The organism is Pseudomonas sp. 22072, from assembly GCF_052046095.1.
GTDB classification, from domain to species: domain Bacteria; phylum Pseudomonadota; class Gammaproteobacteria; order Pseudomonadales; family Pseudomonadaceae; genus Aquipseudomonas; species Aquipseudomonas paracarnis.
Genome location: NZ_JBQEQE010000004.1, coordinates 282,837 through 306,516 on the forward strand (window position 1 = coordinate 282,837; position 23,680 = coordinate 306,516).

General features: G+C 55.2%; 28 protein-coding genes. All 28 read right to left on the reverse strand.

The genetic code is table 11. The features are described 5' to 3' along the window. Positions 1–5: 5 nt before the first annotated feature. The 28 genes from secY to rpoB all read right to left on the reverse strand — a co-directional run bounded on the left by secY (position 6) and on the right by rpoB (position 23,599). Positions 6–1,334 carry a preprotein translocase subunit SecY gene (secY, locus tag ACTJLA_RS06475; protein ID WP_003194637.1) on the reverse strand — a complete coding sequence of 443 codons (1,329 nt, stop codon included), beginning with the start codon at positions 1,332–1,334 and terminating at the stop codon, positions 6–8. Then, on the reverse strand, positions 1,335–1,772 hold the full coding sequence (gene rplO, locus ACTJLA_RS06480) for a 50S ribosomal protein L15 (RefSeq protein ID WP_003176407.1): 438 nt from the start codon (positions 1,770–1,772) through the stop codon (positions 1,335–1,337). A 3-nt stretch (positions 1,773–1,775) separates the two neighbouring features. Next, the gene (gene rpmD, locus ACTJLA_RS06485; RefSeq protein ID WP_003186033.1) at positions 1,776–1,952 is read right to left on the reverse strand and encodes a 50S ribosomal protein L30; all 177 of its coding nucleotides are present in this window, start codon (positions 1,950–1,952) and stop codon (positions 1,776–1,778) included. Positions 1,953–1,954: 2 nt separating this feature from the next. Next, positions 1,955–2,455, reverse strand: coding sequence for a 30S ribosomal protein S5 (gene rpsE / locus ACTJLA_RS06490; protein ID WP_003176409.1), 501 nt, complete (start codon positions 2,453–2,455; stop codon positions 1,955–1,957). Between the two features lie 3 nt (positions 2,456–2,458). Further along, a complete protein-coding gene (gene rplR / locus ACTJLA_RS06495; protein ID WP_003186037.1) occupies positions 2,459–2,809 on the reverse strand; it encodes a 50S ribosomal protein L18 in 351 nt (116 codons plus the stop codon). Between the two features lie 10 nt (positions 2,810–2,819). Continuing rightward, complete coding sequence (gene rplF / locus ACTJLA_RS06500) at positions 2,820–3,353, reverse strand: 50S ribosomal protein L6 (RefSeq protein WP_003194640.1); 534 nt, start codon at positions 3,351–3,353, stop codon at positions 2,820–2,822. Between the two features lie 12 nt (positions 3,354–3,365). Further along, positions 3,366–3,758 carry a 30S ribosomal protein S8 gene (gene rpsH / locus ACTJLA_RS06505; RefSeq protein WP_003176413.1) on the reverse strand — a complete coding sequence of 131 codons (393 nt, stop codon included), beginning with the start codon at positions 3,756–3,758 and terminating at the stop codon, positions 3,366–3,368. 208 nt (positions 3,759–3,966) lie between these two features. Then, positions 3,967–4,272, reverse strand: coding sequence for a 30S ribosomal protein S14 (gene rpsN / locus ACTJLA_RS06510; RefSeq protein ID WP_003176414.1), 306 nt, complete (start codon positions 4,270–4,272; stop codon positions 3,967–3,969). A 13-nt stretch (positions 4,273–4,285) separates the two neighbouring features. Next, complete coding sequence (rplE, locus tag ACTJLA_RS06515) at positions 4,286–4,825, reverse strand: 50S ribosomal protein L5 (protein WP_003194642.1); 540 nt, start codon at positions 4,823–4,825, stop codon at positions 4,286–4,288. A 22-nt stretch (positions 4,826–4,847) separates the two neighbouring features. After that, positions 4,848–5,162 (reverse strand): 50S ribosomal protein L24, encoded by a 315-nt coding sequence (rplX, locus tag ACTJLA_RS06520; RefSeq protein ID WP_003176416.1) that lies wholly within the window; start codon positions 5,160–5,162, stop codon positions 4,848–4,850. 11 nt (positions 5,163–5,173) lie between these two features. After that, the gene (gene rplN, locus ACTJLA_RS06525; RefSeq protein WP_002555479.1) at positions 5,174–5,542 is read right to left on the reverse strand and encodes a 50S ribosomal protein L14; all 369 of its coding nucleotides are present in this window, start codon (positions 5,540–5,542) and stop codon (positions 5,174–5,176) included. Between the two features lie 23 nt (positions 5,543–5,565). Beyond that, positions 5,566–5,832: a 30S ribosomal protein S17 gene (rpsQ, locus tag ACTJLA_RS06530; protein WP_003194644.1), complete on the reverse strand. Its 267-nt coding sequence runs from the start codon at positions 5,830–5,832 to the stop codon at positions 5,566–5,568. Between the two features lie 2 nt (positions 5,833–5,834). Next, positions 5,835–6,026, reverse strand: coding sequence for a 50S ribosomal protein L29 (rpmC, locus tag ACTJLA_RS06535; protein ID WP_002555481.1), 192 nt, complete (start codon positions 6,024–6,026; stop codon positions 5,835–5,837). Further along, entirely contained in the window at positions 6,026–6,439 is a 414-nt protein-coding gene (rplP, locus tag ACTJLA_RS06540) for a 50S ribosomal protein L16 (protein WP_003176421.1), read from the reverse strand. Before rplP ends, rpmC begins: the two co-directional genes overlap by 1 nt. Before the next feature lie 12 nt (positions 6,440–6,451). Further along, positions 6,452–7,138 carry a 30S ribosomal protein S3 gene (rpsC, locus tag ACTJLA_RS06545; protein ID WP_003176422.1) on the reverse strand — a complete coding sequence of 229 codons (687 nt, stop codon included), beginning with the start codon at positions 7,136–7,138 and terminating at the stop codon, positions 6,452–6,454. 13 nt (positions 7,139–7,151) lie between these two features. Continuing rightward, positions 7,152–7,484 (reverse strand): 50S ribosomal protein L22, encoded by a 333-nt coding sequence (gene rplV, locus ACTJLA_RS06550; protein WP_003103908.1) that lies wholly within the window; start codon positions 7,482–7,484, stop codon positions 7,152–7,154. An 11-nt stretch (positions 7,485–7,495) separates the two neighbouring features. After that, on the reverse strand, positions 7,496–7,771 hold the full coding sequence (gene rpsS / locus ACTJLA_RS06555) for a 30S ribosomal protein S19 (RefSeq protein WP_002555486.1): 276 nt from the start codon (positions 7,769–7,771) through the stop codon (positions 7,496–7,498). A gap of 16 nt (positions 7,772–7,787) precedes the next feature. Then, the gene (rplB, locus tag ACTJLA_RS06560; protein ID WP_003186055.1) at positions 7,788–8,612 is read right to left on the reverse strand and encodes a 50S ribosomal protein L2; all 825 of its coding nucleotides are present in this window, start codon (positions 8,610–8,612) and stop codon (positions 7,788–7,790) included. A 14-nt stretch (positions 8,613–8,626) separates the two neighbouring features. Next, entirely contained in the window at positions 8,627–8,926 is a 300-nt protein-coding gene (rplW, locus tag ACTJLA_RS06565) for a 50S ribosomal protein L23 (RefSeq protein WP_002555488.1), read from the reverse strand. Further along, positions 8,923–9,525: a 50S ribosomal protein L4 gene (gene rplD / locus ACTJLA_RS06570; protein ID WP_003176424.1), complete on the reverse strand. Its 603-nt coding sequence runs from the start codon at positions 9,523–9,525 to the stop codon at positions 8,923–8,925. The genes rplW and rplD overlap by 4 nt, the downstream gene beginning before the upstream one ends. Before the next feature lie 12 nt (positions 9,526–9,537). Next, positions 9,538–10,173, reverse strand: a complete 636-nt coding sequence (rplC, locus tag ACTJLA_RS06575) for a 50S ribosomal protein L3 (RefSeq protein WP_003194649.1) — start codon at positions 10,171–10,173, stop codon at positions 9,538–9,540. 81 nt (positions 10,174–10,254) lie between these two features. Continuing rightward, a complete protein-coding gene (gene rpsJ / locus ACTJLA_RS06580; RefSeq protein WP_003186070.1) occupies positions 10,255–10,566 on the reverse strand; it encodes a 30S ribosomal protein S10 in 312 nt (103 codons plus the stop codon). Between the two features lie 158 nt (positions 10,567–10,724). Further along, the gene (tuf, locus tag ACTJLA_RS06585; protein ID WP_005791980.1) at positions 10,725–11,918 is read right to left on the reverse strand and encodes an elongation factor Tu; all 1,194 of its coding nucleotides are present in this window, start codon (positions 11,916–11,918) and stop codon (positions 10,725–10,727) included. A 30-nt stretch (positions 11,919–11,948) separates the two neighbouring features. Then, positions 11,949–14,054, reverse strand: coding sequence for an elongation factor G (fusA, locus tag ACTJLA_RS06590; RefSeq protein ID WP_003194651.1), 2,106 nt, complete (start codon positions 14,052–14,054; stop codon positions 11,949–11,951). 30 nt (positions 14,055–14,084) lie between these two features. Further along, entirely contained in the window at positions 14,085–14,555 is a 471-nt protein-coding gene (rpsG, locus tag ACTJLA_RS06595; RefSeq protein ID WP_002555493.1) for a 30S ribosomal protein S7, read from the reverse strand. Positions 14,556–14,673: 118 nt separating this feature from the next. Continuing rightward, positions 14,674–15,045 (reverse strand): 30S ribosomal protein S12, encoded by a 372-nt coding sequence (gene rpsL, locus ACTJLA_RS06600; protein WP_002555494.1) that lies wholly within the window; start codon positions 15,043–15,045, stop codon positions 14,674–14,676. 216 nt (positions 15,046–15,261) lie between these two features. Further along, positions 15,262–19,461 (reverse strand): DNA-directed RNA polymerase subunit beta', encoded by a 4,200-nt coding sequence (gene rpoC, locus ACTJLA_RS06605; RefSeq protein WP_003194653.1) that lies wholly within the window; start codon positions 19,459–19,461, stop codon positions 15,262–15,264. Positions 19,462–19,525: 64 nt separating this feature from the next. After that, positions 19,526–23,599 carry a DNA-directed RNA polymerase subunit beta gene (gene rpoB / locus ACTJLA_RS06610; RefSeq protein ID WP_010206926.1) on the reverse strand — a complete coding sequence of 1,358 codons (4,074 nt, stop codon included), beginning with the start codon at positions 23,597–23,599 and terminating at the stop codon, positions 19,526–19,528. Between the last annotated feature and the right edge of the window lie 81 nt (positions 23,600–23,680).

The window sequence follows — 23,680 nt, forward strand, 5'->3', positions numbered from 1 at the left end:
GGTACTCAGCGCAACATGCCGCTGCCGTAGCCCTTCAGGTTGGCTTTCTTCATCAGGGATTCGTACTGGTGCGAAACGAGGTGCGATTGTACTTGGGACATGAAGTCCATCACAACCACGACCACGATCAGCAACGAGGTCCCGCCAAGGTAGAACGGAACGTTTGCTGCAACCACCAGGAACTGGGGCAACAAGCACACGGCCGTCATATATAGAGCACCGAACAGGGTCAAACGGGTCAGAACGCCATCAATGTAGCGTGCCGACTGCTCACCTGGACGGATGCCCGGAATAAAGGCACCGGACTTCTTCAGGTTTTCCGCTACGTCTTTCGGATTGAACATCAACGCCGTATAGAAGAAGCAGAAGAAAATAATCCCTGCACTAAACAGCAGAATATTCAACGGCTGACCAGGAGCGATCGACTGAGAGAGGTCCTGCAGCCAGCCCATATTTTCAGACTGACCAAACCAGGTACCCAACGAAGCCGGAAACAGCAAGATGCTGCTCGCGAAAATTGCCGGAATAACACCGGCCATATTCACTTTCAGCGGCAAGTGGCTGGTCTGCGCAGCAAAGACCTTACGGCCCTGCTGACGCTTGGCGTAGTGAACAGCAATACGACGCTGGCCACGCTCAATGAACACCACAAAACCGATAATCGCTACTGCCAGCAAACCGATGGCAACCAAGGCGAAGATATTGATATCACCCTGACGCGCAGACTCGAAAGACTGCCCGATTGCTCTCGGAAGACCGGCGACGATACCTGCGAAAATCAACATCGAGATACCGTTGCCAACACCACGCTCAGTAATCTGCTCACCCAGCCACATCATGAACATCGCACCAGCCACAAACGTGGATACCGCGACGAAATGGAAGCCAAAGTCACCAGTGAACGCAACGCCCTGCCCTGCCAGGCCAACGGACATGCCGATAGCTTGAACCAGGGCGAGGACGACAGTGCCGTAGCGGGTGTACTGGCTAATCTTGCGACGGCCAGCTTCACCTTCCTTCTTCAACTGCTCCAGCTGCGGGCTGACGGCTGTCATCAGCTGCATGATGATCGATGCCGAGATATACGGCATGATCCCCAGTGCAAAGATGCTCATCCGCTCCAGCGCGCCGCCGGAAAACATGTTGAACAAGCTAAGAATGGTCCCCTCATTCTGTCGAAACAGGTCTGCGAGTCGGTCCGGGTTGATACCTGGAACCGGGATGTGTGCGCCTATTCGGTAGACGATAATCGCCAGGAACAGAAAACGCAGACGAGCCCAAAGTTCAGACATACCGCCTTTGCCGAGCGCTGAGAGAGCACCTTGCTTAGCCATTTATTCCTCGAACTTGCCGCCAGCTGCTTCGATAGCCGAACGCGCACCTTTGGTGGCGCCGATTCCCTTGCCGATAGTGACAGCGCGAGTCACTTCACCGGACAGCATGATTTTCACACGCTGTACGTTGACGTTGATCACGTTGGCATCTTTCAGGGTCTGCACAGTAACGATGTCGCCTTCCACTTTAGCCAGCTCGGACAGACGCACTTCTGCGCGGTCCATGGCTTTCAGGGATACGAAACCGAACTTAGGCAGGCGACGATGCAGCGGCTGTTGACCGCCTTCAAAGCCTGGAGCGATGGTGCCACCGGAACGGGAGGTTTGACCTTTGTGGCCACGGCCACCAGTCTTACCCAAACCGCTACCGATACCACGGCCCGGACGATGCTTTTCGCGACGGGAACCCGGCGCTGGACTCAGATCATTGAGTTTCATCGATTAACCCTCTACACGCAGCATGTAGTAAGCCTTGTTGATCATCCCGCGATTCTCGGGAGTATCCAGGACTTCTACAGTGTGACCGATGCGACGCAGACCCAAACCTTTAACACACAGTTTGTGGTTAGGGATGCGGCCGGTCATGCTTTTGATCAGCGTTACTTTAACGGTAGCCATGATCAGAAGATCTCCTTGACAGTCAGACCACGCTTGGCAGCGATGGACTCAGGAGATTGCATAGCTTTCAGACCCTTGAAAGTGGCGTGAACCACGTTTACCGGGTTAGTCGAGCCGTAGCACTTGGCCAGAACGTTCTGAACGCCAGCAACTTCGAGGACAGCACGCATAGCGCCGCCAGCGATGATACCGGTACCTTCAGAAGCAGGCTGCATGTACACCTTCGAAGCGCCGTGAGCGGACTTCATTGCGTACTGCAGAGTGGTGCCGTTCAGATCAACCTGGATCATGTTGCGGCGAGCAGCTTCCATTGCCTTCTGGATCGCGGCAGGCACTTCACGTGACTTGCCACGGCCGAAGCCAACACGCCCTTTACCATCACCCACCACGGTCAACGCGGTGAAAGTGAAGATACGGCCGCCTTTAACGGTTTTGGCTACGCGGTTAACTTGAACCAGCTTCTCAATGTAGCCTTCGTCGCGCTTTTGGTCGTTATTTGACATAACTTAGAACTCCAGCCCAGCTTCACGAGCAGCATCAGCCAGCGCTTTCACGCGGCCGTGGTACTTGAAGCCAGAGCGGTCGAAAGCCACTTGCGAGACGCCAGCGGCCTTAGCACGCGTAGCGACCAGCTGGCCAACCTTTGTGGCCGCGTCGATGTTGCCAGTGGCACCATCACGCAGTTCTTTATCCAAAGTCGAAGCGCTTGCCAGGACTTTGTTGCCGTCGGCCGAGATGACCTGGGCGTAGATGTGCTGCGACGAGCGGAACACGCAGAGACGCACGACTTCGAGTTCGTGCATTTTCAGGCGTGCTTTGCGAGCGCGACGCAGTCGAGTAACTTTTTTGTCGGTCATTTGCTATGCCCTACTTCTTCTTGGCTTCTTTACGACGGACGACTTCGTCCGCGTAGCGCACACCTTTGCCTTTGTACGGCTCTGGTGGACGGAAGTCGCGGATCTCAGCGGCCACTTGACCTACCAGCTGCTTGTCGATGCCCTTGATCAGGATATCGGTCTGGCTAGGAGTCTCAGCAGTGATGCCCGCTGGCAGTTCGTAATCCACTGGGTGCGAGAAGCCAAGGGCAAGGTTCAAAACCGTGCCTTTTGCTTGCGCTTTGTAACCAACACCGACCAGCTGGAGCTTACGCTCGAAGCCTTGGCTTACGCCTTGGACCATGTTGTTTACCAACGCACGCGTGGTACCGGCCATTGCGCGAGTTTGTTGATCGCCATTGCGAGCAGCGAAACGCAGCTCACCAGCTTCTTCAACGATCTCAACGGACGAATGGATGTTCAGTTCAAGAGTACCCTTGGCACCCTTCACCGAAAGCTGTTGGCCTGCGAATTTGACTTCGACACCGGCTGGCAGCTTAACGGGGTTCTTAGCGACGCGAGACATGCTTATCCCCCCTTAGAACACAGTGCAAAGAACTTCGCCGCCGACACCGGCAGCGCGCGCAGCACGATCCGTCATCACACCTTTGTTGGTGGAGACGATAGACACGCCCAGACCGCCACGAACTTTCGGCAGATCTTCAGCGGACTTGTACTGACGCAGGCCTGGACGGCTAACGCGCTTCACTTCCTCGATGACCGAACGGCCTTCGAAGTACTTCAGCTCGATGGACAGCAGTGGTTTGATTTCGCTGCTGATCTGATAACCCGCAATGTAGCCTTCGTCTTTCAGGACTTTGGCAACAGCTACCTTCAACTTGGAAGATGGCATGCTTACGACGGACTTTTCAGCCATCTGGGCATTACGGATACGAGTTAGCATGTCCGCTAACGGGTCCTGCATACTCATGGGCTAGACGCTCCTAATACAAAAAAATTAGCCTTGCGGCTACATATGTCGCCGAGAATCTCCGAGCACAAAAAACACGGGCTCAGGCGAGCCGCGTATTTTAGACACACTCCAGAAATGAAACAAGCCCCAAAAGGGGCTTGATCCAGATTCAAGGTCACCGGCGGTCAGTATCTTGCGATTCCGACCACCTGGACGCTGAAAGTACTTACCAGCTGGCTTTAACCAGACCTGGTACGTCACCACGCATTGCCGCTTCACGCAGTTTGTTACGGCCGAGGCCGAACTTGCGGTAAACGCCGTGTGGACGACCGGTCAGGCGGCAGCGGTTACGCATGCGCGAAGCGCTTGCGTCACGTGGCTGCTTCTGCAGAGCGACTGTAGCTTCCCAACGCGCTTCTGGACTTGCGTTCAGATCAACGATGATTGCTTTCAGTGCTGCACGCTTCTTGGCGTACTTGGCAACCGTGAGCTGACGCTTCAGCTCGCGGTTTTTCATGCTCATCTTGGCCATGGTCCTACTCCAATCAGTTGCGGAACGGGAATTTGAACGCACGCAGCAGAGCGCGGCCTTCATCATCGTTCTTGGCAGTGGTGGTCAGGGTGATGTCCAGACCGCGGAGAGCATCGATCTTGTCGTAGTCGATTTCCGGGAAGATGATCTGCTCTTTAACGCCCATGCTGTAGTTACCACGACCATCGAAGGACTTGGCATTCAGGCCGCGGAAGTCGCGGACCCGAGGCAGGGAGATCGACAGCAGACGATCCAGGAATTCGTACATACGCTCACGGCGCAGAGTCACTTTGACGCCGATCGGCCAACCTTCACGGACTTTAAAGCCAGCGATGGATTTCCGAGCGTAAGTCACAACGACTTTTTGACCGGTGATCTTTTCCAGGTCAGCAACAGCGTGCTCGATGACTTTTTTGTCGCCGATCGCTTCGCCCAGACCCATGTTCAGGGTGATTTTGGTGACGCGCGGAACTTCCATCACGTTCCCGAGCTTAAGTTCTTCCTTAAGCTTAGGGGCGATTTCCTTCCGGTAAATCTCTTGTAGTCGTGCCATGGTCTAATCTACCTAGCAGTGTTCAAGCATCAACCGCTTTTTGGGTCGACTTGAAGACACGAATTTTCTTACCGTCTTCTACTTTGAAACCAACGCGGTCAGCCTTGTTGGTTTCGCCGTTGAAGATGGCGACGTTAGAAGCGTCCAGCGGAGCTTCTTTCTCGACGATACCGCCCTGCACGCCCGACATCGGGTTAGGCTTGGTATGACGCTTGACCAGGTTCAGACCACCGATAACCAGACGGTTATTAGCGAGAACCTTAAGCACCTTACCGCGCTTACCTTTGTCTTTGCCGGCGATCACGATGATCTCGTCGTCACGACGAATCTTTTGCATGTCGGATCTCCTTACAGCACTTCTGGGGCGAGCGAGACGATCTTCATGAACTTCTCAGTACGAAGTTCACGGGTCACTGGCCCAAAGATACGGGTGCCGATCGGCTCTTGCTTGTTGTTCAGAAGAACAGCAGCGTTGCCATCAAAGCGGATAATGGAGCCATCAGCACGACGTACGCCGTGACGAGTGCGGACTACAACAGCAGTCATCACTTGGCCTTTTTTCACCTTACCGCGAGGAATTGCTTCCTTCACGGTAACTTTGATGATGTCACCGATACCAGCGTAACGACGATGGGAGCCACCCAGCACCTTGATGCACATAACACGGCGAGCGCCGCTGTTATCGGCCACATCGAGCATGGATTGAGTCTGAATCATATAATTTCTCCGACCCCTAGTCCTTAGACTTCCACAGCGCGTTCGAGAACATCAACCAGTGCCCAAGACTTGGTCTTGGCCATCGGACGAGTTTCACGAATAGTGACTTTGTCGCCGATGTGGCACTGATTGGTTTCGTCGTGCGCGTGCAGCTTAGTCGAACGCTTAACATATTTACCGTAGATCGGGTGCTTAACGCGACGCTCGATCAAAACGGTGATGGTTTTGTCCATCTTGTCGCTGACAACACGGCCAGTCAGCGTACGGACAGTCTTTTCGGCTTCAGCCATGATCACTTACCTGCCTGCTGGTTGAGCACAGTCTTCACGCGAGCGATGTCACGCTTAACTTGCGAGAGCAGATGAGACTGCCCCAACTGGCCAGTTGCTTTCTGCATACGCAGATTGAACTGGTCGCGCAGCAGGCCGAGCAGTTGCTCGTTCAGCTGCTGTGCGGATTTTTCACGAAGTTCATTCGCTTTCATCACATCACCGTCCGTTTAACAAAGGAGGTGGCGAGCGGCAGCTTTGCAGCAGCCAGGGCGAAAGCCTCACGCGCCAGCTCTTCAGAAACACCCTCGATTTCATACAGGACTTTGCCTGGCTGAATCTGGGCTACCCAGTATTCCACGTTACCCTTACCTTTACCCATCCGAACCTCGAGAGGTTTTTTGGAGATCGGCTTGTCCGGGAATACACGGATCCAGATCTTGCCGCCACGTTTTACGTGACGGGTCAGAGCACGACGCGCTGACTCGATCTGACGAGCGGTGAGACGACCACGAGCTACAGACTTCAGCGCGAACTCGCCGAAGCTGACTTTGCTACCGCGCTGAGCCAGACCACGGTTGTGGCCTGTCATCTGCTTGCGGAACTTCGTACGCTTAGGTTGCAACATTTGGCGTACCCCTTACTTAGCAGCTTTTTTACGAGGCGCTGGTGCTTGTGGTTTCAGTTCTTCTTGGCGACCACCAATTACTTCGCCTTTGAAGATCCAAACCTTTACACCGATCACACCGTAAGTGGTGTGAGCTTCGTAGTTGGCATAGTCGATGTCGGCACGCAGGGTGTGCAGTGGCACACGACCTTCGCGATACCATTCAGTACGTGCGATTTCAGCACCGCCGAGACGACCGCTCACTTGGATTTTGATGCCTTTGGCACCAATGCGCATGGCGTTCTGTACGGCGCGCTTCATAGCGCGACGGAACATTACGCGACGCTCCAGCTGCTGAGCTACGCTCTGCGCAACCAGCATACCGTCGAGCTCCGGCTTGCGGATCTCTTCGATATTGATGTGCACAGGCACACCCATTTGCTTGGTCAGGTCCTGACGCAGTTTCTCAACATCTTCACCTTTCTTCCCGATAACGATACCTGGACGAGCGGTGTGGATGGTGATACGTGCAGTTTGCGCCGGACGATGGATATCGATACGGCTTACGGACGCGCTTTTTAGTTTGTCTTGGAGATACTCACGCACCTTCAGATCAGCGAACAAGTAGTCCGCATAAGTCCGACCGTCTGCGTACCAGACGGAGGTGTGCTCCTTGACGATTCCCAGGCGAATGCCAATGGGATGTACTTTCTGACCCATCTCTTCGACTCCGTTACTTGTCAGCAACCTTGACAGTGATATGGCAAGACCGCTTGACGATGCGATCAGCACGGCCTTTGGCACGTGGCATGATGCGCTTCAGCGAACGCCCTTCGTTGACGAAAACGGTGCTGACCTTCAGGTCATCAACGTCTGCGCCTTCGTTATGCTCGGCGTTGGCTACGGCCGACTCCAGCACTTTCTTCATGATCTCGGCGGCTTTCTTACTGCTGAAAGCCAACAGGTTGAGCGCTTCGCCCACCTTCTTCCCGCGGATCTGGTCGGCGACCAAGCGGGCTTTCTGGGCGGAGATTCGAGCGCCCGACAACTTAGCGGCTACTTCCATTTCCTAACCCCTTAACGCTTGGCTTTCTTGTCTGCCACGTGCCCACGATAAGTGCGGGTACCGGCAAACTCGCCCAGTTTGTGGCCGACCATGTCTTCGTTAACGAGAACTGGGACGTGTTGACGACCGTTGTGTACTGCGATGGTCAGACCGACCATTTGTGGCAGGATCATCGAACGACGCGACCAGGTCTTAACTGGTTTGCGATCGTTCTTTTCCGCCGCCACTTCGATCTTCTTCAGTAGGTGAAGATCAATAAAAGGACCTTTTTTCAGAGAACGTGGCACTGTCGTATCCCTCTATTTACTTGCGACGACGGACGATCATTTTGTCGGTACGCTTATTACCACGAGTCTTCGCGCCCTTAGTCGGGAAGCCCCATGGCGATACCGGATGACGACCACCAGAGGTACGACCTTCACCACCACCGTGTGGGTGGTCAACCGGGTTCATGGCAACACCACGAACGGTTGGGCGAACGCCACGCCAGCGTTTGGCACCAGCTTTACCCAACGAACGCAGGCTGTGCTCGGAGTTCGAGACTTCGCCCAGGGTCGCACGGCATTCAGCCAGTACTTTACGCATCTCACCAGAACGCAGACGCAGGGTCACGTAGACACCTTCACGAGCGATCAACTGAGCCGAAGCACCAGCGGAACGAGCGATCTGTGCGCCTTTACCTGGCTTCAATTCGATGCCGTGTACGGTGCTACCAACTGGAATGTTACGCAGTTGCAGAGCGTTGCCCGGCTTGATCGGTGCCAGAGCACCTGCGATCAGCTGGTCGCCAGCACTCACGCCTTTAGGGGCGATGATGTAGCGACGCTCGCCATCTGCGTACAGCAGCAGAGCGATGTGAGCAGTACGGTTTGGATCGTATTCGATACGCTCGACAGTGGCAGCGATGCCATCTTTGTCGTTGCGACGGAAGTCGACCAGACGATAATGCTGCTTATGGCCACCACCGATGTGACGAGTGGTAATACGACCATTGTTGTTACGACCACCAGACTTCGATTTTTTCTCGAGCAGCGGTGCGTGAGGAGCGCCTTTATGCAGCTCCTGGTTGACCACCTTGACCACAAAACGGCGGCCAGGGGAAGTCGGTTTGCATTTAACGATTGCCATGATGCACCCCTTCCTTACTCAGCACTGCTGCTGAAATCGAGATCTTGGCCTGGCTGAAGGGAGATAACCGCCTTCTTCCAGTCATTACGCTTGCCCAGACCGCGAGCAGTGCGCTTGCTCTTACCCAGAACATTCAGGGTAGTAACACGCTCTACTTTCACGCTGAACAGGCTTTCGACGGCCTTCTTGATTTCCAGCTTGGTTGCGTCAGTTGCAACCTTGAAAACGAACTGGCCTTTCTTGTCAGCCAGAACCGTAGCCTTTTCGGAAACGTGCGGGCCAAGCAGAACTTTAAATACGCGTTCCTGGTTCATCCCAGCAGCTCCTCGAATTTCTTCACGGCCGACACGGTGATCAACACCTTGTCGTATGCGATCAGACTAACTGGATCGGAACCTTGCACGTCACGTACATCAACGTGTGGCAGGTTGCGAGCAGCCAGGTACAGGTTCTGATCAACAGCTTCGGACACGATCAAAACGTCGGTCAGGCTCATGTTGTTCAGTTTGCCCAGCAGATCTTTGGTTTTTGGACTTTCAACAGCGAAGTCCTGAACCACGACCAGACGATCAGTACGCACGAGTTCAGCAAGGATGGAGCGCAGTGCTGCGCGGTACATCTTCTTGTTGAGCTTCTGAGAGTGATCCTGTGGACGAGCTGCGAAAGTGGTACCGCCGCCACGCCAGATTGGGCTACGGATAGTACCGGCACGAGCACGGCCAGTGCCTTTCTGACGCCAAGGGCGCTTACCGCCACCACGTACGTCGGAACGGGTCTTTTGCTGCTTGCTACCTTGACGGCCGCCGGCCATGTAGGCCACGACTGCTTGGTGAACGAGCGTCTCGTTGAATTCGCCGCCAAATGTCAGTTCGGAAACTTCGATCGCTTGAGCGTCATTTACATTTAATTGCATGTCAGCTTCCCCTTAACCGCGAGCCTTGGCCGCTGGACGTACAACCAGGTTGCCGCCAGTAGCGCCAGGAACAGCACCCTTGACCAACAACAGATTGCGTTCAGCGTCGACGCGCACTACTTCGAGGGACTGCACGGTCACGCGCTCAGCGCCCATATGACCGGACATTTTTTTGCCCTTGAATACACGACCAGGAGTCTGGCACTGGCCAATAGAGCCCGGGACGCGGTGGGAAACGGAGTTACCGTGAGTGTTGTCTTGACCACGGAAATTCCAACGCTTGATCGTACCCTGGAAGCCTTTACCCTTGGACTGACCGGTTACATCAACCAGTTGACCAGCGGCGAAGATTTCAGCGTTGATCAGATCGCCAGCCTGGTAGTCGCCGTCTTCAAGACGGAACTCCATGACAGTACGACCAGCTGCAACGTTTGCTTTAGCGAAGTGACCTGCTTGAGCAGCAGTCACGCGCGAAGCACGACGCTCGCCGACAGTGACTTGCACTGCACGATAGCCATCGGTTTCTTCAGTTTTGAACTGGGTGACGCGATTCGGTTCGATCTCAATGACCGTGACCGGAATGGAGACACCTTCTTCGGTGAAAATACGGGTCATACCGCATTTACGACCGACTACACCAATAGTCATGTTGTAAACCTCATGAGTGTACGGGGCTTTCACCCGCTATGGCCGCCCATTTCAGAGCGTTACACGACTAAGACCCAAGTCTTAGCCGAGGCTGATCTGTACTTCCACACCGGCCGCCAGATCGAGTTTCATAAGTGCATCAACGGTTTTATCCGTTGGCTGGACGATGTCCAGTACGCGCTTATGAGTACGGATCTCGTACTGGTCACGCGCGTCTTTGTTGACGTGCGGGGAGACCAGAACGGTGAACCGCTCTTTACGGGTAGGCAGTGGAATTGGACCACGCACTTGAGCACCAGTACGTTTCGCGGTTTCCACGATTTCCTGGGTGGATTGGTCGATCAGGCGATGGTCAAAAGCCTTCAACCTGATACGGATTTGCTGATTTTGCATTGGATTTCAGACTCCGGCTGCTATTCCCACCGGGCGCAATACGCCCGTTAAAAGGAGGCGCAATTCTATAGACGCCCTAGATAGGTGTCAACCCAATAAAAAAGGCCCCCGCTAAGCGGGGGCCTTTTCAAAACATCAGAGCTCACTCAAAAGAGAGATTACTCGATGATTTTAGCTACAACGCCAGCACCAACGGTACGGCCGCCTTCACGGATAGCGAAGCGCAGACCGTCTTCCATTGCGATGGTTTTGATCAGGGTAACAGTCATTTGAATGTTATCGCCTGGCATTACCATTTCAACGCCTTCTGGCAATTCGCAGTTACCGGTCACGTCAGTAGTACGGAAGTAGAACTGTGGACGGTAGCCTTTGAAGAACGGAGTATGACGGCCGCCTTCTTCTTTGCTCAGAACGTAAACTTCTGCGGTGAACTTGGTGTGCGGCTTGACCGAACCCGGCTTAACCAGAACCTGGCCACGCTCAACGTCGTCACGCTTGGTACCACGCAGCAGAACGCCGCAGTTCTCGCCAGCACGACCTTCGTCGAGCAGTTTGCGGAACATTTCAACACCGGTGCAGGTGGTGACAGTAGTGTCACGCAGACCAACGATTTCCAGTGGATCCTGAACGCGAACGATACCGCGCTCGATACGACCAGTCACAACAGTACCGCGACCGGAGATCGAGAATACGTCTTCGATTGGCATCAGGAACGGCTTGTCGGTCAGACGAACTGGTTCTGGGATGTAGCTGTCCAGAGTTTCAACCAGTTTACGAACGGCAGTGGTGCCCATTTCGTTTTCGTCGTTGCCTTCCAGAGCCATACGAGCAGAACCGATGATGATCGGAGTGTCGTCGCCCGGGAAGTCGTAAGTGCTCAGCAGATCGCGCACTTCCATCTCAACCAGTTCCAGCAGCTCAGCGTCGTCTACCAGGTCAGCCTTGTTCAGGAAAACCACGATGTACGGAACGCCAACCTGGCGGGACAGCAGGATGTGCTCACGGGTTTGTGGCATCGGACCATCAGCGGCCGAGCAAACCAGGATCGCGCCGTCCATCTGGGCAGCACCAGTGATCATGTTCTTCACATAGTCAGCGTGACCTGGGCAGTCAACGTGAGCGTAGTGACGAATAGTCGAGTTGTACTCAACGTGCGCGGTGTTGATGGTGATACCACGAGCTTTTTCTTCTGGTGCGCTGTCGATCTTGTCGAAGTCAACACGAGCCGAACCGAAAACTTCGGAGCAGACGCGAGTCAGAGCAGCGGTCAGAGTGGTTTTACCGTGGTCAACGTGGCCGATGGTGCCAACGTTTACGTGCGGTAGGGAACGATCAAATTTTTCTTTAGCCACGACAATTAACTCCTTGCCTAAAGGACTGAATCAGCCTTGTTTTTTGGATACAGTTTCAGCGATGTGCGCCGGAGCTGTGTTGTATTTTTTGAATTCCATAGAGTAGCTTGCGCGACCCTGGGACATGGAGCGAACGTCGGTCGCATAACCGAACATCTCACCCAACGGAACCTCGGCGCGAATCACTTTGCCGGAAACCGTGTCTTCCATACCCAAGATCATGCCGCGACGACGGTTAAGGTCGCCCATGACATCACCCATATAGTCTTCAGGTGTAACAACTTCTACCGCCATGATTGGCTCAAGCAACTCACCACCGCCCTTCTGGGCCAGTTGCTTGGTTGCCATGGAAGCAGCCACCTTAAACGCCATCTCGTTGGAGTCGACGTCGTGGTAAGAACCGTCAAAAACGGTTGCTTTCAGGCCGATCAGCGGATAGCCGGCAACAACACCGTTCTTCATCTGCTCTTCGATACCCTTCTGGATAGCAGGGATGTATTCCTTAGGAACAACACCACCTACTACTTCGTTCACGAATTGCAGACCTTCCTGACCTTCGTCAGCAGGAGCAAAACGGATCCAGCAGTGACCGAACTGACCACGACCGCCGGATTGACGAACGAACTTGCCTTCGATTTCGCAGTTCTTCGTGATGCGCTCACGATAGGAAACCTGAGGCTTACCGATGTTGGCTTCGACGTTGAACTCACGGCGCATCCGGTCAACCAGGATGTCCAAGTGCAGCTCGCCCATGCCGGAGATGATCGTTTGACCAGTCTCTTCATCAGTCTTGACGCGGAAAGATGGATCTTCCTGAGCAAGCTTGCCCAGAGCGATACCCATTTTTTCCTGGTCATCCTTGGTCTTAGGCTCTACGGCAACCGAAATAACCGGCTCCGGGAAGTCCATGCGAACCAGGATGATTGGCTTGGCAGCGTCGCACAAAGTCTCACCAGTGGTGACGTCCTTCATGCCGATCAGGGCCGCGATGTCACCAGCGCGTACTTCCTTGATCTCTTCACGGGCGTTTGCGTGCATTTGCACCATACGACCCACGCGCTCTTTCTTGCCTTTAACCGAGTTGATCACGCCGTCGCCGGAGGCCAACACGCCCGAGTAAACGCGAACGAAGGTCAAAGTACCCACGAATGGGTCGGTAGCGATCTTGAACGCCAGAGCCGAGAACGGCTCGTTGTCATCGGCGTGACGCTCCATTTCTTCTTCCTCGTTATCAGGGTTGGAACCCTTGATAGCAGGAATGTCGGTTGGAGCAGGCAGGTAGTCGATAACGGCGTCGAGAACCAGGGGAACACCCTTGTTCTTGAACGAGGAACCGCAAACAGCCAGGACGATCTCACCAGCGATAGTACGCTGACGCAGAGCGGCCTTGATTTCCACGTTGGTGAGTTCTTCACCTTCGAGGTATTTGTTCATCAGCTCTTCGCTGGCTTCGGCCGCAGCCTCAACCATGTTGTTGCGCCACTCGTCAGCCAGCTCCTGAAGCTCTTCAGGGATAGGCTTGCGAACAGGAACCATACCTTTGTCGGAATCATTCCAGTAAACAGCTTCCATGTTGATCAGATCGATCTGACCCTGGAAGTTGTCTTCGGAACCGATAGCCAACTGGATAGGCACCGGAGTGTGACCCAGACGCTGCTTGATCTGACCGATCACGCGCAGGAAGTTGGCACCAGCACGGTCCATCTTGTTTACATAAACAAGACGTGGAACGCCGTACTTGTTGGCCTGACGCCATACGGTTTCCGACTGAGGCTCAACACCCGAGGTACCGCAGAACACAACGACAGCGCCGTCGAGTACGCGCAGGGAACGCTCAACTTCAATAGTGAAGTCTACGTGGCCCGGGGTATCGATTACGTTGAAGCGATGCTCGTCTTTGTACTGCTTCTCGGAACCTTTCCAGAAGGCGGTAATGGCAGCAGAAGTAATGGTAATACCACGCTCCTGCTCCTGAACCATCCAGTCTGTGGTCGCGGCGCCGTCATGCACCTCGCCCATTTTGTGACTTTTGCCGGTGTAAAACAGTACGCGCTCGGTGGTGGTGGTTTTACCAGCATCCACGTGAGCGACGATACCGATGTTACGGTAGCGGCTAATCGGAGTAGTACGAGCCATAAAGCCCTCGCAAAATTAGTGAAGCTAAAATTAGAAGCGGTAGTGCGAGAAAGCTTTGTTGGCTTCAGCCATACGGTGCACGTCTTCACGCTTCTTAACAGCAGCACCTTTACCTTCAGCAGCGTCCAACAGTTCGCCGGCCAAACGCAGAGCCATAGACTTCTCGCCGCGCTTACGGGCGAAGTCTACCAACCAGCGCATTGCCAGAGCGTTACGACGGGACGGGCGAACTTCAACCGGAACCTGGTAAGTAGCACCGCCTACACGGCGCGACTTCACTTCGACCAGCGGAGCGATGGCGTCGAGAGCTTTCTCGAAGATTTCCAGGGGGTCGCTGTTCTTGCGTTCTTTAACCTTTTCCAGCGCGCCATAAACGATACGCTCGGCAACGGCTTTCTTGCCGCTTTCCATCACGTGGTTCATGAACTTGGCCAGAATTTGGCTTCCGTATTTTGGATCGTCAAGCACTTCGCGCTTGGCTGCTACGCGTCTTCTTGGCATGGATAAGCCCTCAAACGGTCTTCAGGTTCGCTCGGAATCGGTGCCCTTTCGGGACGCCTCCGACCTTACTCTTATCGACTCAGAAAATAAGATGATTCAGGTTTACAAAAAGCCGCTACTACTTAGGCTTCTTGGTACCGTACTTCGAACGACCCTGGTTACGACCTTTAACGCCGGAAGTATCCAAGGAGCCACGTACGGTGTGATAACGAACACCTGGCAAGTCTTTTACACGACCGCCACGGATCAGTACCACGCTGTGCTCTTGCAGGTTGTGGCCTTCACCGCCGATGTACGAGGAAACCTCGAAACCGTTGGTCAGACGCACACGGCATACTTTACGCAGTGCCGAGTTAGGTTTTTTCGGCGTGGTGGTATACACACGGGTGCATACGCCACGACGTTGCGGGCAGTTCTGCAGCGCAGGTACGTCGGATTTCTCGACGATACGCTTACGCGGCTGACGTACCAGCTGGTTGATAGTTGCCATCTACTAGCTCCACTGTTGTCTTGCGACGCTATTGTCTTGCAAGAAAAGCAAAATGGCAGGAACGAATTCCCGCCAAATTTAGGGGTACAAGAGTCTAAAGAGGATCTTGTCCCCAGTCAAGGCAAGGCCCCGACCTCCCCTCGCGTCGAACCGGGGCAAAAATGCCTCGATCCGACGAACGGGAGTGTCAGGGCCCAGCCTCATCTACCGCAGAACTCAGTTACCGCTTGAGTTCAGCGCTTCGGTCAGTGCAGCTTCCACTTCACTGGCGCTTACGCGCAGCGGCTTGTCAGCATCACGGCGACGCTTACGTTCGCTGTGATAAGCCAAACCGGTACCCGCCGGGATCAGACGACCCACGACTACGTTTTCTTTCAGGCCGCGCAGGTAATCGCGCTTGCCGGTTACCGCTGCTTCGGTCAGTACGCGAGTGGTCTCCTGGAAGGAGGCCGCCGAGATGAACGACTCAGTGGACAACGACGCCTTGGTGATACCCAGCAACACGCGAGTGAACTTGGAAACGAATTTCTCTTCGTTCGCCAGGCGCTCGTTTTCTACCAGTACGTGAGTCAGTTCCATCTGGTCGCCCTTGATGAAACTGGAATCGCCGGATTCAGCGATTTCAACTTTACGCAGCATCTGACGCAGGATGGTCTCGATGTGCTTGTCGTTGATCTTCACGCCCTGCAGACGGTAAACGTCCTGGATCTCGTTAACGATGTACTTGGCCAGCGCACTCACACCCAGCAGACGCAGGATGTCGTGTGGATCGCTCGGGCCGTCGGAGATAACTTCGCCGCGGTTTACCTGTTCGCCTTCGAAAACGTTCAGGTGACGCCACTTCGGAATCAGCTCTTCATACGGATCGCTACCGTCGTTCGGGGTAATGACCAGACGGCGCTTGCCCTTGGTCTCTTTACCGAACGCGATGGTGCCGCTGACTTCAGCCAGAATCGACGCTTCTTTCGGACGACGAGCTTCGAACAAGTCGGCAACACGCGGCAGACCACCGGTGATGTCACGAGTCTTCGAAGTTTCTTGCGGGATACGCGCGATAACATCACCGATCGCGATCTTCGCACCATCCGCTACACCGACCAGGGCGTTGGCTGGCAGGAAGTACTGAGCGATTACGTCAGTGCCTGGCAGCAACAGGTCCTTGCCGTTGTCGTCGACCATCTTCACGGCAGGACGGATGTCTTTGCCGGCAGCTGGACGATCTTTGGCGTCGAGTACTTCAATGTTGGTCATACCGGTCAATTCGTCAGTCTGACGCTTGATCGTGATGCCTTCTTCCATGCCCACGTAGGTCACGGTACCTTTCATTTCGGTAACGATTGGGTGAGTGTGCGGATCCCACTTGGCCACGATTGCGCCAGCGTCGACCTTGTCACCTTCTTTAACCGAAATCACAGCACCGTACGGCAGCTTGTAACGCTCACGCTCACGACCGTAGTCATCAGCGATGGCCAGCTCACCGGAACGGGACACAGCAACCAGGTGACCATCCACTCGCTCAACGTGCTTGAGGTTATGCAGACGGACGGTACCGCCATTCTTCACCTGAACGCTGTCAGCTGCGGAGGTCCGGCTTGCCGCACCACCGATGTGGAACGTACGCATGGTCAGCTGGGTACCCGGCTCACCGATGGACTGGGCAGCGATAACGCCGACCGCTTCACCGATGTTCACCTGGTGACCACGAGCCAAGTCACGGCCATAGCACTTGGCGCAGATGCCGTAGCGGGTTTCGCAGCTGATCGGCGAGCGAACGATCACTTCGTCGATGCTGTTGAGTTCGATGAACTCGACCCACTTCTCGTCAACCAGGGTGCCGGCAGGAACGATAACTTCCTCGGTACCTGGCTTGAACACGTCACGGGCAATAACACGACCCAATACGCGCTCACCCAGCGGCTCTACAACGTCACCGCCTTCAATGTGCGGCGTCATCAGCAGGCCGTGCTCGGTGCCGCAATCGATCTCGGTTACAACCAGATCTTGTGCAACGTCTACCAGACGACGAGTCAGGTAACCGGAGTTAGCGGTTTTCAACGCGGTATCCGCAAGACCCTTACGAGCACCGTGAGTGGAGATGAAGTACTGAAGTACGCTCAAACCTTCACGGAAGTTCGCAGTGATCGGCGTTTCGATGATGGAACCGTCCGGCTTGGCCATCAGGCCACGCATACCGGCGAGCTGACGGATCTGCGCAGCAGAACCCCGTGCGCCCGAGTCGGCCATCATGTACATCGAGTTGAAGGACTCTTGGTCAACTTCGTCGCCGTGACGGTCGATGACTTTCTCTTTCGAGAGGTTGGCCATCATCGCCTTGGACACTTCGTCGTTGGCCTTGGACCAAAGGTCGATCACCTTGTTGTACTTCTCGCCCTGGGTTACCAGGCCGGAGGCGTACTGGCTCTCGATCTCTTTCACTTCGTCAGTGGCAGCACTGATGATGCGGGCTTTTTCATCCGGGATAACGAAGTCGTTAACGCCGATGGAAACGCCGGAGATAGTCGAGTAAGCGAAACCTGTGTACATCAACTGGTCAGCGAAGATAACGGTCTCTTTCAAACCAACCACGCGGTAGCACTGGTTGATCAGCTTGGAGATCGCCTTTTTCTTCATCGGCAGGTTGACGACGTCGTACGACAGACCTTTTGGCACAACCTGGTACAACAGCGCACGGCCGACAGTAGTGTCGACGATACGGGTGTTGCTCACGCTGCCGCCGTCACGGTCGTTGACGGTTTCGTGGATCCGCACCTTGACCTTGGCGTGCAGTGCGGCTTCGCCGGCACGGAACACACGGTCAACTTCTTGCAGGTCAGCGAACACACGACCTTCGCCTTTGGCGTTGATCGCTTCACGAGTCATGTAGTACAGACCCAATACAACGTCCTGAGACGGAACGATGATTGGCTCACCGTTGGCTGGCGACAGAATGTTGTTGGTCGACATCATCAACGCACGCGCTTCCAACTGGGCTTCCAGTGTCAGCGGTACGTGCACGGCCATTTGGTCGCCGTCGAAGTCGGCGTTGTACGCGGCACAGACCAGAGGGTGCAGCTGGATAGCCTTACCTTCGATCAGCACCGGTTCAAACGCCTGGATACCCAGACGGTGAAGGGTCGGTGCACGGTTGAGGAGAACCGGGTGTTCGCGAATCACTTCAGCGAGAACGTCCCAAACCTCTGGCAGTTCGCGCTCGACCATCTTCTTGGCCGCTTTGATGGTGGTCGCGAGACCGCGCATTTCCAGCTTGCCGAAGATGAACGGCTTGAACAGCTCGAGTGCCATCTTCTTAGGCAGACCGCACTGGTGCAGACGCAGGGTCGGGCCTACGGTAATTACCGAACGACCGGAGTAGTCAACACGCTTACCGAGCAAGTTCTGACGGAAACGACCTTGCTTACCCTTGATCATGTCAGCCAAGGATTTCAGAGGACGCTTGTTCGAACCGGTGATAGCGCGGCCACGACGACCGTTGTCGAGCAGGGCATCGACCGCTTCTTGCAACATACGCTTTTCGTTGCGCACGATGATGTCCGGAGCGGACAGATCAAGCAGGCGCTTCAAGCGGTTGTTACGGTTGATCACGCGGCGGTACAGGTCGTTGAGGTCGGACGTCGCGAAACGACCACCGTCCAACGGTACCAGCGGACGCAGGTCTGGCGGCAGAACCGGCAGAACGGTCAGCACCATCCACTCTGGCAAGTTGCCGGAACCCTGGAAGGCTTCCATCAACTTCAGACGCTTGGACAGCTTCTTGATCTTGGTTTCGGAGTTGGTTTGCGGAATCTCTTCACGCAGACGACCAATCTCGTGCTCCAGGTCGATAGCGTGCAGCAGCTCGCGGACAGCTTCGGCACCCATGCGGGCATCGAAATCGTCGCCGAACTCTTCAAGCGCTTCGAAGTACTGCTCGTCGTTCAGCAGCTGACCTTTTTCAAGGGTGGTCATGCCTGGATCGATAACGACATAGCTCTCGAAGTAGAGAACACGTTCGATATCACGCAGGGTCATGTCCATCAGCAAGCCGATACGGGACGGCAGCGATTTCAGGAACCAGATGTGGGCAACCGGCGAAGCCAGTTCGATGTGCGCCATGCGCTCACGACGAACCTTGGCCAGCGCAACTTCAACGCCGCACTTCTCGCAGATCACACCACGGTGCTTCAAGCGCTTGTACTTACCGCACAGGCACTCGTAATCCTTTACCGGGCCAAAGATCTTGGCGCAGAACAGGCCGTCACGCTCAGGTTTGAACGTACGGTAGTTGATGGTTTCCGGCTTTTTAACTTCACCGAACGACCACGAACGGATCATCTCAGGCGATGCCAACCCAATACGGATGGCGTCGAACTCTTCGACTTGACCCTGGTTTTTCAGCAAATTCAGTAGGTCTTTCAAGGCCTTTCCTCCTGGCGGAGCAGAGAGCGGGCTAAACAGCCCCGCTCTCGATTCGCGTCACGTGTTATTCGGTTTCCAGATCGATATCGATGCCGAGGGAACGAATTTCTTTGATCAACACGTTGAAGGACTCGGGCATGCCCGGCTCCATACGGTGATCGCCGTCCACGATGTTTTTGTACATCTTGGTACGACCGTTCACATCGTCCGACTTCACTGTGAGCATTTCTTGCAGAGTGTATGCAGCACCGTATGCTTCCAGTGCCCAGACCTCCATCTCCCCGAAACGCTGACCACCGAACTGAGCCTTACCACCCAGCGGCTGCTGGGTAACCAGGCTGTACGAACCGGTAGAACGAGCGTGCATCTTGTCGTCTACCAAGTGGTTCAGCTTCAGCATGTACATGTAGCCAACAGTAACCGGGCGCTCGAACTTGTTGCCGGTACGGCCGTCGAACAGCTGCATCTGGCCGCTTTCTGGCAGGTCTGCCAGTTTGAGCATGGCCTTGATTTCGCTTTCCTTGGCACCGTCGAACACCGGGGTAGCCATTGGAACGCCGCCGCGCAGGTTCTTCGCCAGATCCAGGATTTCCTGGTCGGAGAAGGTGTCCAGCTCTTCGTTGCGACCGCCGATCTCGTTGTAGATCTCGTGCAGGAACTTACGCAGGTCTGCGACTTTGCGCTGCTCTTCGATCATGCGGTTGATCTTCTCGCCCAGACCTTTGGCCGCGAGGCCCAGGTGGGTTTCAAGGATCTGACCAACGTTCATACGCGAAGGTACGCCCAACGGGTTGAGGACGACGTCAACCGGGGTGCCATTGGCATCGTGCGGCATGTCTTCAACCGGCATGATCACAGAGACCACACCCTTGTTACCGTGACGACCGGCCATCTTGTCACCCGGTTGGATGCGGCGACGGATTGCCAGGTAAACCTTGACGATTTTCAGCACGCCTGGAGCCAGGTCATCGCCCTGCTGCAGTTTGCGCTTCTTGTCTTCGAACTTGTCGTCCAGCAGACGGCGGCGATCAACGATATAGGCCTGGGCCTTCTCGAGCTGCTCGTTCAGAGCATCTTCAGCCATGCGCAGTTTGAACCACTGCCCGTGCTCAAGACCGTCGAGGATTTCGTCGGTGATGTCCTGACCTTTCTTCAGGCCTGCGCCGCCTTCAGCCTTGTGGCCTACCAGAGCGGAACGCAGACGTTCGAAGGTCGCGCCTTCAACGATACGGAACTCTTCGTTCAGGTCCTTGCGGATCTCGTCGAGCTGAGTCTTCTCGATGGACAGTGCACGAGCATCACGCTCAACGCCGTCACGGGTGAAGACCTGTACGTCGATGACCGTACCCTTGGTACCGGTAGGTACACGCAGGGAGGTGTCTTTAACGTCGCTGGCTTTTTCACCGAAGATGGCACGCAGCAGCTTCTCTTCAGGCGTCAGTTGGGTCTCGCCTTTCGGAGTGACCTTACCGACCAGGATGTCGCCAGCGCCAACTTCAGCACCTACATAAACGATACCGGCTTCGTCCAGCTTGTTCAGTGCAGCTTCACCCACGTTCGGGATGTCTGCAGTGATTTCCTCAGGCCCAAGCTTGGTATCACGCGCCACACAGGTCAGTTCCTGGATGTGGATCGTGGTGAAGCGGTCTTCTTGAACAACACGCTCGGACAGGCAGATGGAGTCTTCGAAGTTGAAGCCGTTCCATGCCATGAACGCGATGCGCATGTTCTGACCCAGAGCCAGTTCACCCATGTCGGTGGACGGGCCGTCGGCCATGATGTCGCTACGCTGAACGCGATCACCCTTGCTCACCAGCGGACGCTGGTTGATGCAGGTGTTCTGGTTCGAGCGGGTGTATTTGGTCAGGTTGTAGATGTCGACACCGGCTTCGCCAGTTTCTACTTCGTCATCGGCAACACGAACCACGATACGGCTGGCATCAACGGAGTCGATCACGCCGCCACGACGAGCCACGACGCAAACGCCGGAGTCACGTGCTACGTTGCGCTCCATGCCGGTACCTACCAGCGGCTTGTCAGCACGCAGGGTCGGTACAGCTTGACGCTGCATGTTGGAACCCATCAACGCACGGTTGGCGTCATCGTGTTCCAGGAACGGGATCAGCGACGCTGCAACCGAAACTACCTGCTTCGGAGAAACGTCCATCAAGGTGACGTCTTCCGGCGCCTTGACGGTGAACTCGTTCAAGTGACGAACAGCTACCAGCTCGTCGACCAGGACTTTCTTGTCGTTCATCGTGGCCGAAGCCTGAGCGATCACGTGATCAGCTTCTTCGATGGCGGACAGGAATACGATCTCGTCGGTGACCAGGGCGTCTTTCACCACACGGTATGGGCTTTCGAGGAAGCCGTACTGGTTGGTGCGCGCATAGGCAGCCAGGGAGTTGATCAGACCGATGTTCGGACCTTCCGGCGTTTCGATCGGGCATACACGACCGTAATGCGTCGGGTGTACGTCACGGACTTCAAAGCCAGCACGCTCACGGGTCAGACCGCCCGGGCCCAGTGCAGAAACACGGCGCTTGTGGGTGATCTCGGAGAGCGGGTTGTTCTGGTCCATGAACTGCGAAAGCTGGCTGGAACCGAAGAACTCTTTCACCGCCGCAGCCACTGGCTTGGCGTTGATCAGGTCTTGCGGCATCAGGCCTTCGCTTTCAGCCATCGACAGACGCTCTTTGACCGCACGCTCAACACGCACCAGGCCAACGCGGAACTGGTTCTCGGCCATTTCGCCTACGCAGCGAACACGACGGTTACCCAGGTGGTCGATGTCATCGACGATGCCTTTGCCGTTACGGATGTCGACCAAAGTCTTCAATACCGCGACGATGTCTTCCTTGCACAGCACGCCCGAACCTTCGATCTCGGTACGACCGATACGACGGTTGAACTTCATCCGGCCGACCGCAGACAGGTCATAACGCTCAGGGCTGAAGAACAGGTTGTTGAACAGGGTTTCGGCAGCGTCTTTGGTTGGCGGCTCACCAGGACGCATCATGCGATAGATTTCGACCAGCGCTTCCAATTGGTTGCTGGTGGAGTCGATCTTCAGTGTGTCGGAGATGAACGGACCGCAGTCGATATCGTTGGTGTACAGGGTCTCGATGCGAACAACCTGGGCCTTGGCGATTTTGGCCAGGATCTCGGTGTTCAGCTCGGTGTTGCACTCAGCCAGGATTTCGCCTGTAGCCGGGTGAACGATGACCTTGGCGGTAGTGCGACCCAGAACGTAGTCCAGAGGCACTTCCAGCTCTTTGATACCGGCTTTTTCGATCTGGTTGATGTGGCGCGCAGTGATACGACGGCCAGCCTCAACGATGACCTTGCCTTTTTCATCCTGGATGTCCAGGACGGCAATTTCACCACGCAGACGCGAAGCGATCAGCTCCAGCTTGAGGGTTTCATCCTTCAGGCTGAATACGTTGGTGGTATAAAAAGCGTCCAGCACTTGCTCAGTGGTATAGCCGAGTGCGCGCAGCAGTACCGAGGCCGGCAGCTTGCGACGACGGTCGATACGTACGAACACGCAGTCTTTCGGGTCGAACTCGAAGTCCAACCACGAACCGCGGTACGGAATGATCCGCGCGGAGTACAGGAGTTTGCCGGAGCTGTGCGTCTTGCCGCGGTCGTGGTCGAAGAACACGCCCGGGGAACGGTGCAGCTGGGAAACGATTACACGCTCGGTACCGTTGATTACGAAGGTACCGTTCTCGGTCATCAATGGGATTTCGCCCATGTAGACTTCTTGCTCTTTGATGTCCTTGATCGCTTTGTTCGACGATTCTTTGTCGAAAATGATCAAACGGACTTTTACCCGCAAAGGTACGGCGTACGTAACGCCACGTAACACGCATTCTTTGACATCAAATGCCGGTTCGCCCAGGCGATAACCGACGTACTCCAGCGCAGCATTGCCGGAGTAGCTGATGATCGGGAAAACGGATTTGAAGGCCGCATGCAGGCCCACGTCGCGGAACTGATCTTTGGTCGCTCCCGCCTGCAAGAATTCACGATACGAATCCAGCTGGATAGCCAGAAGGTACGGGACATCCATGACGTCCGGCAACTTGCTAAAGTCCTTGCGGATACGTTTTTTCTCAGTATATGAGTAAGCCATCAGCGTTCCCCAGCTTGGTCACCTGCTTGTTTGGCCCCTCCGACGGGAGCAGCCAGAAAATCTTGCAAACCCCATGGTTTG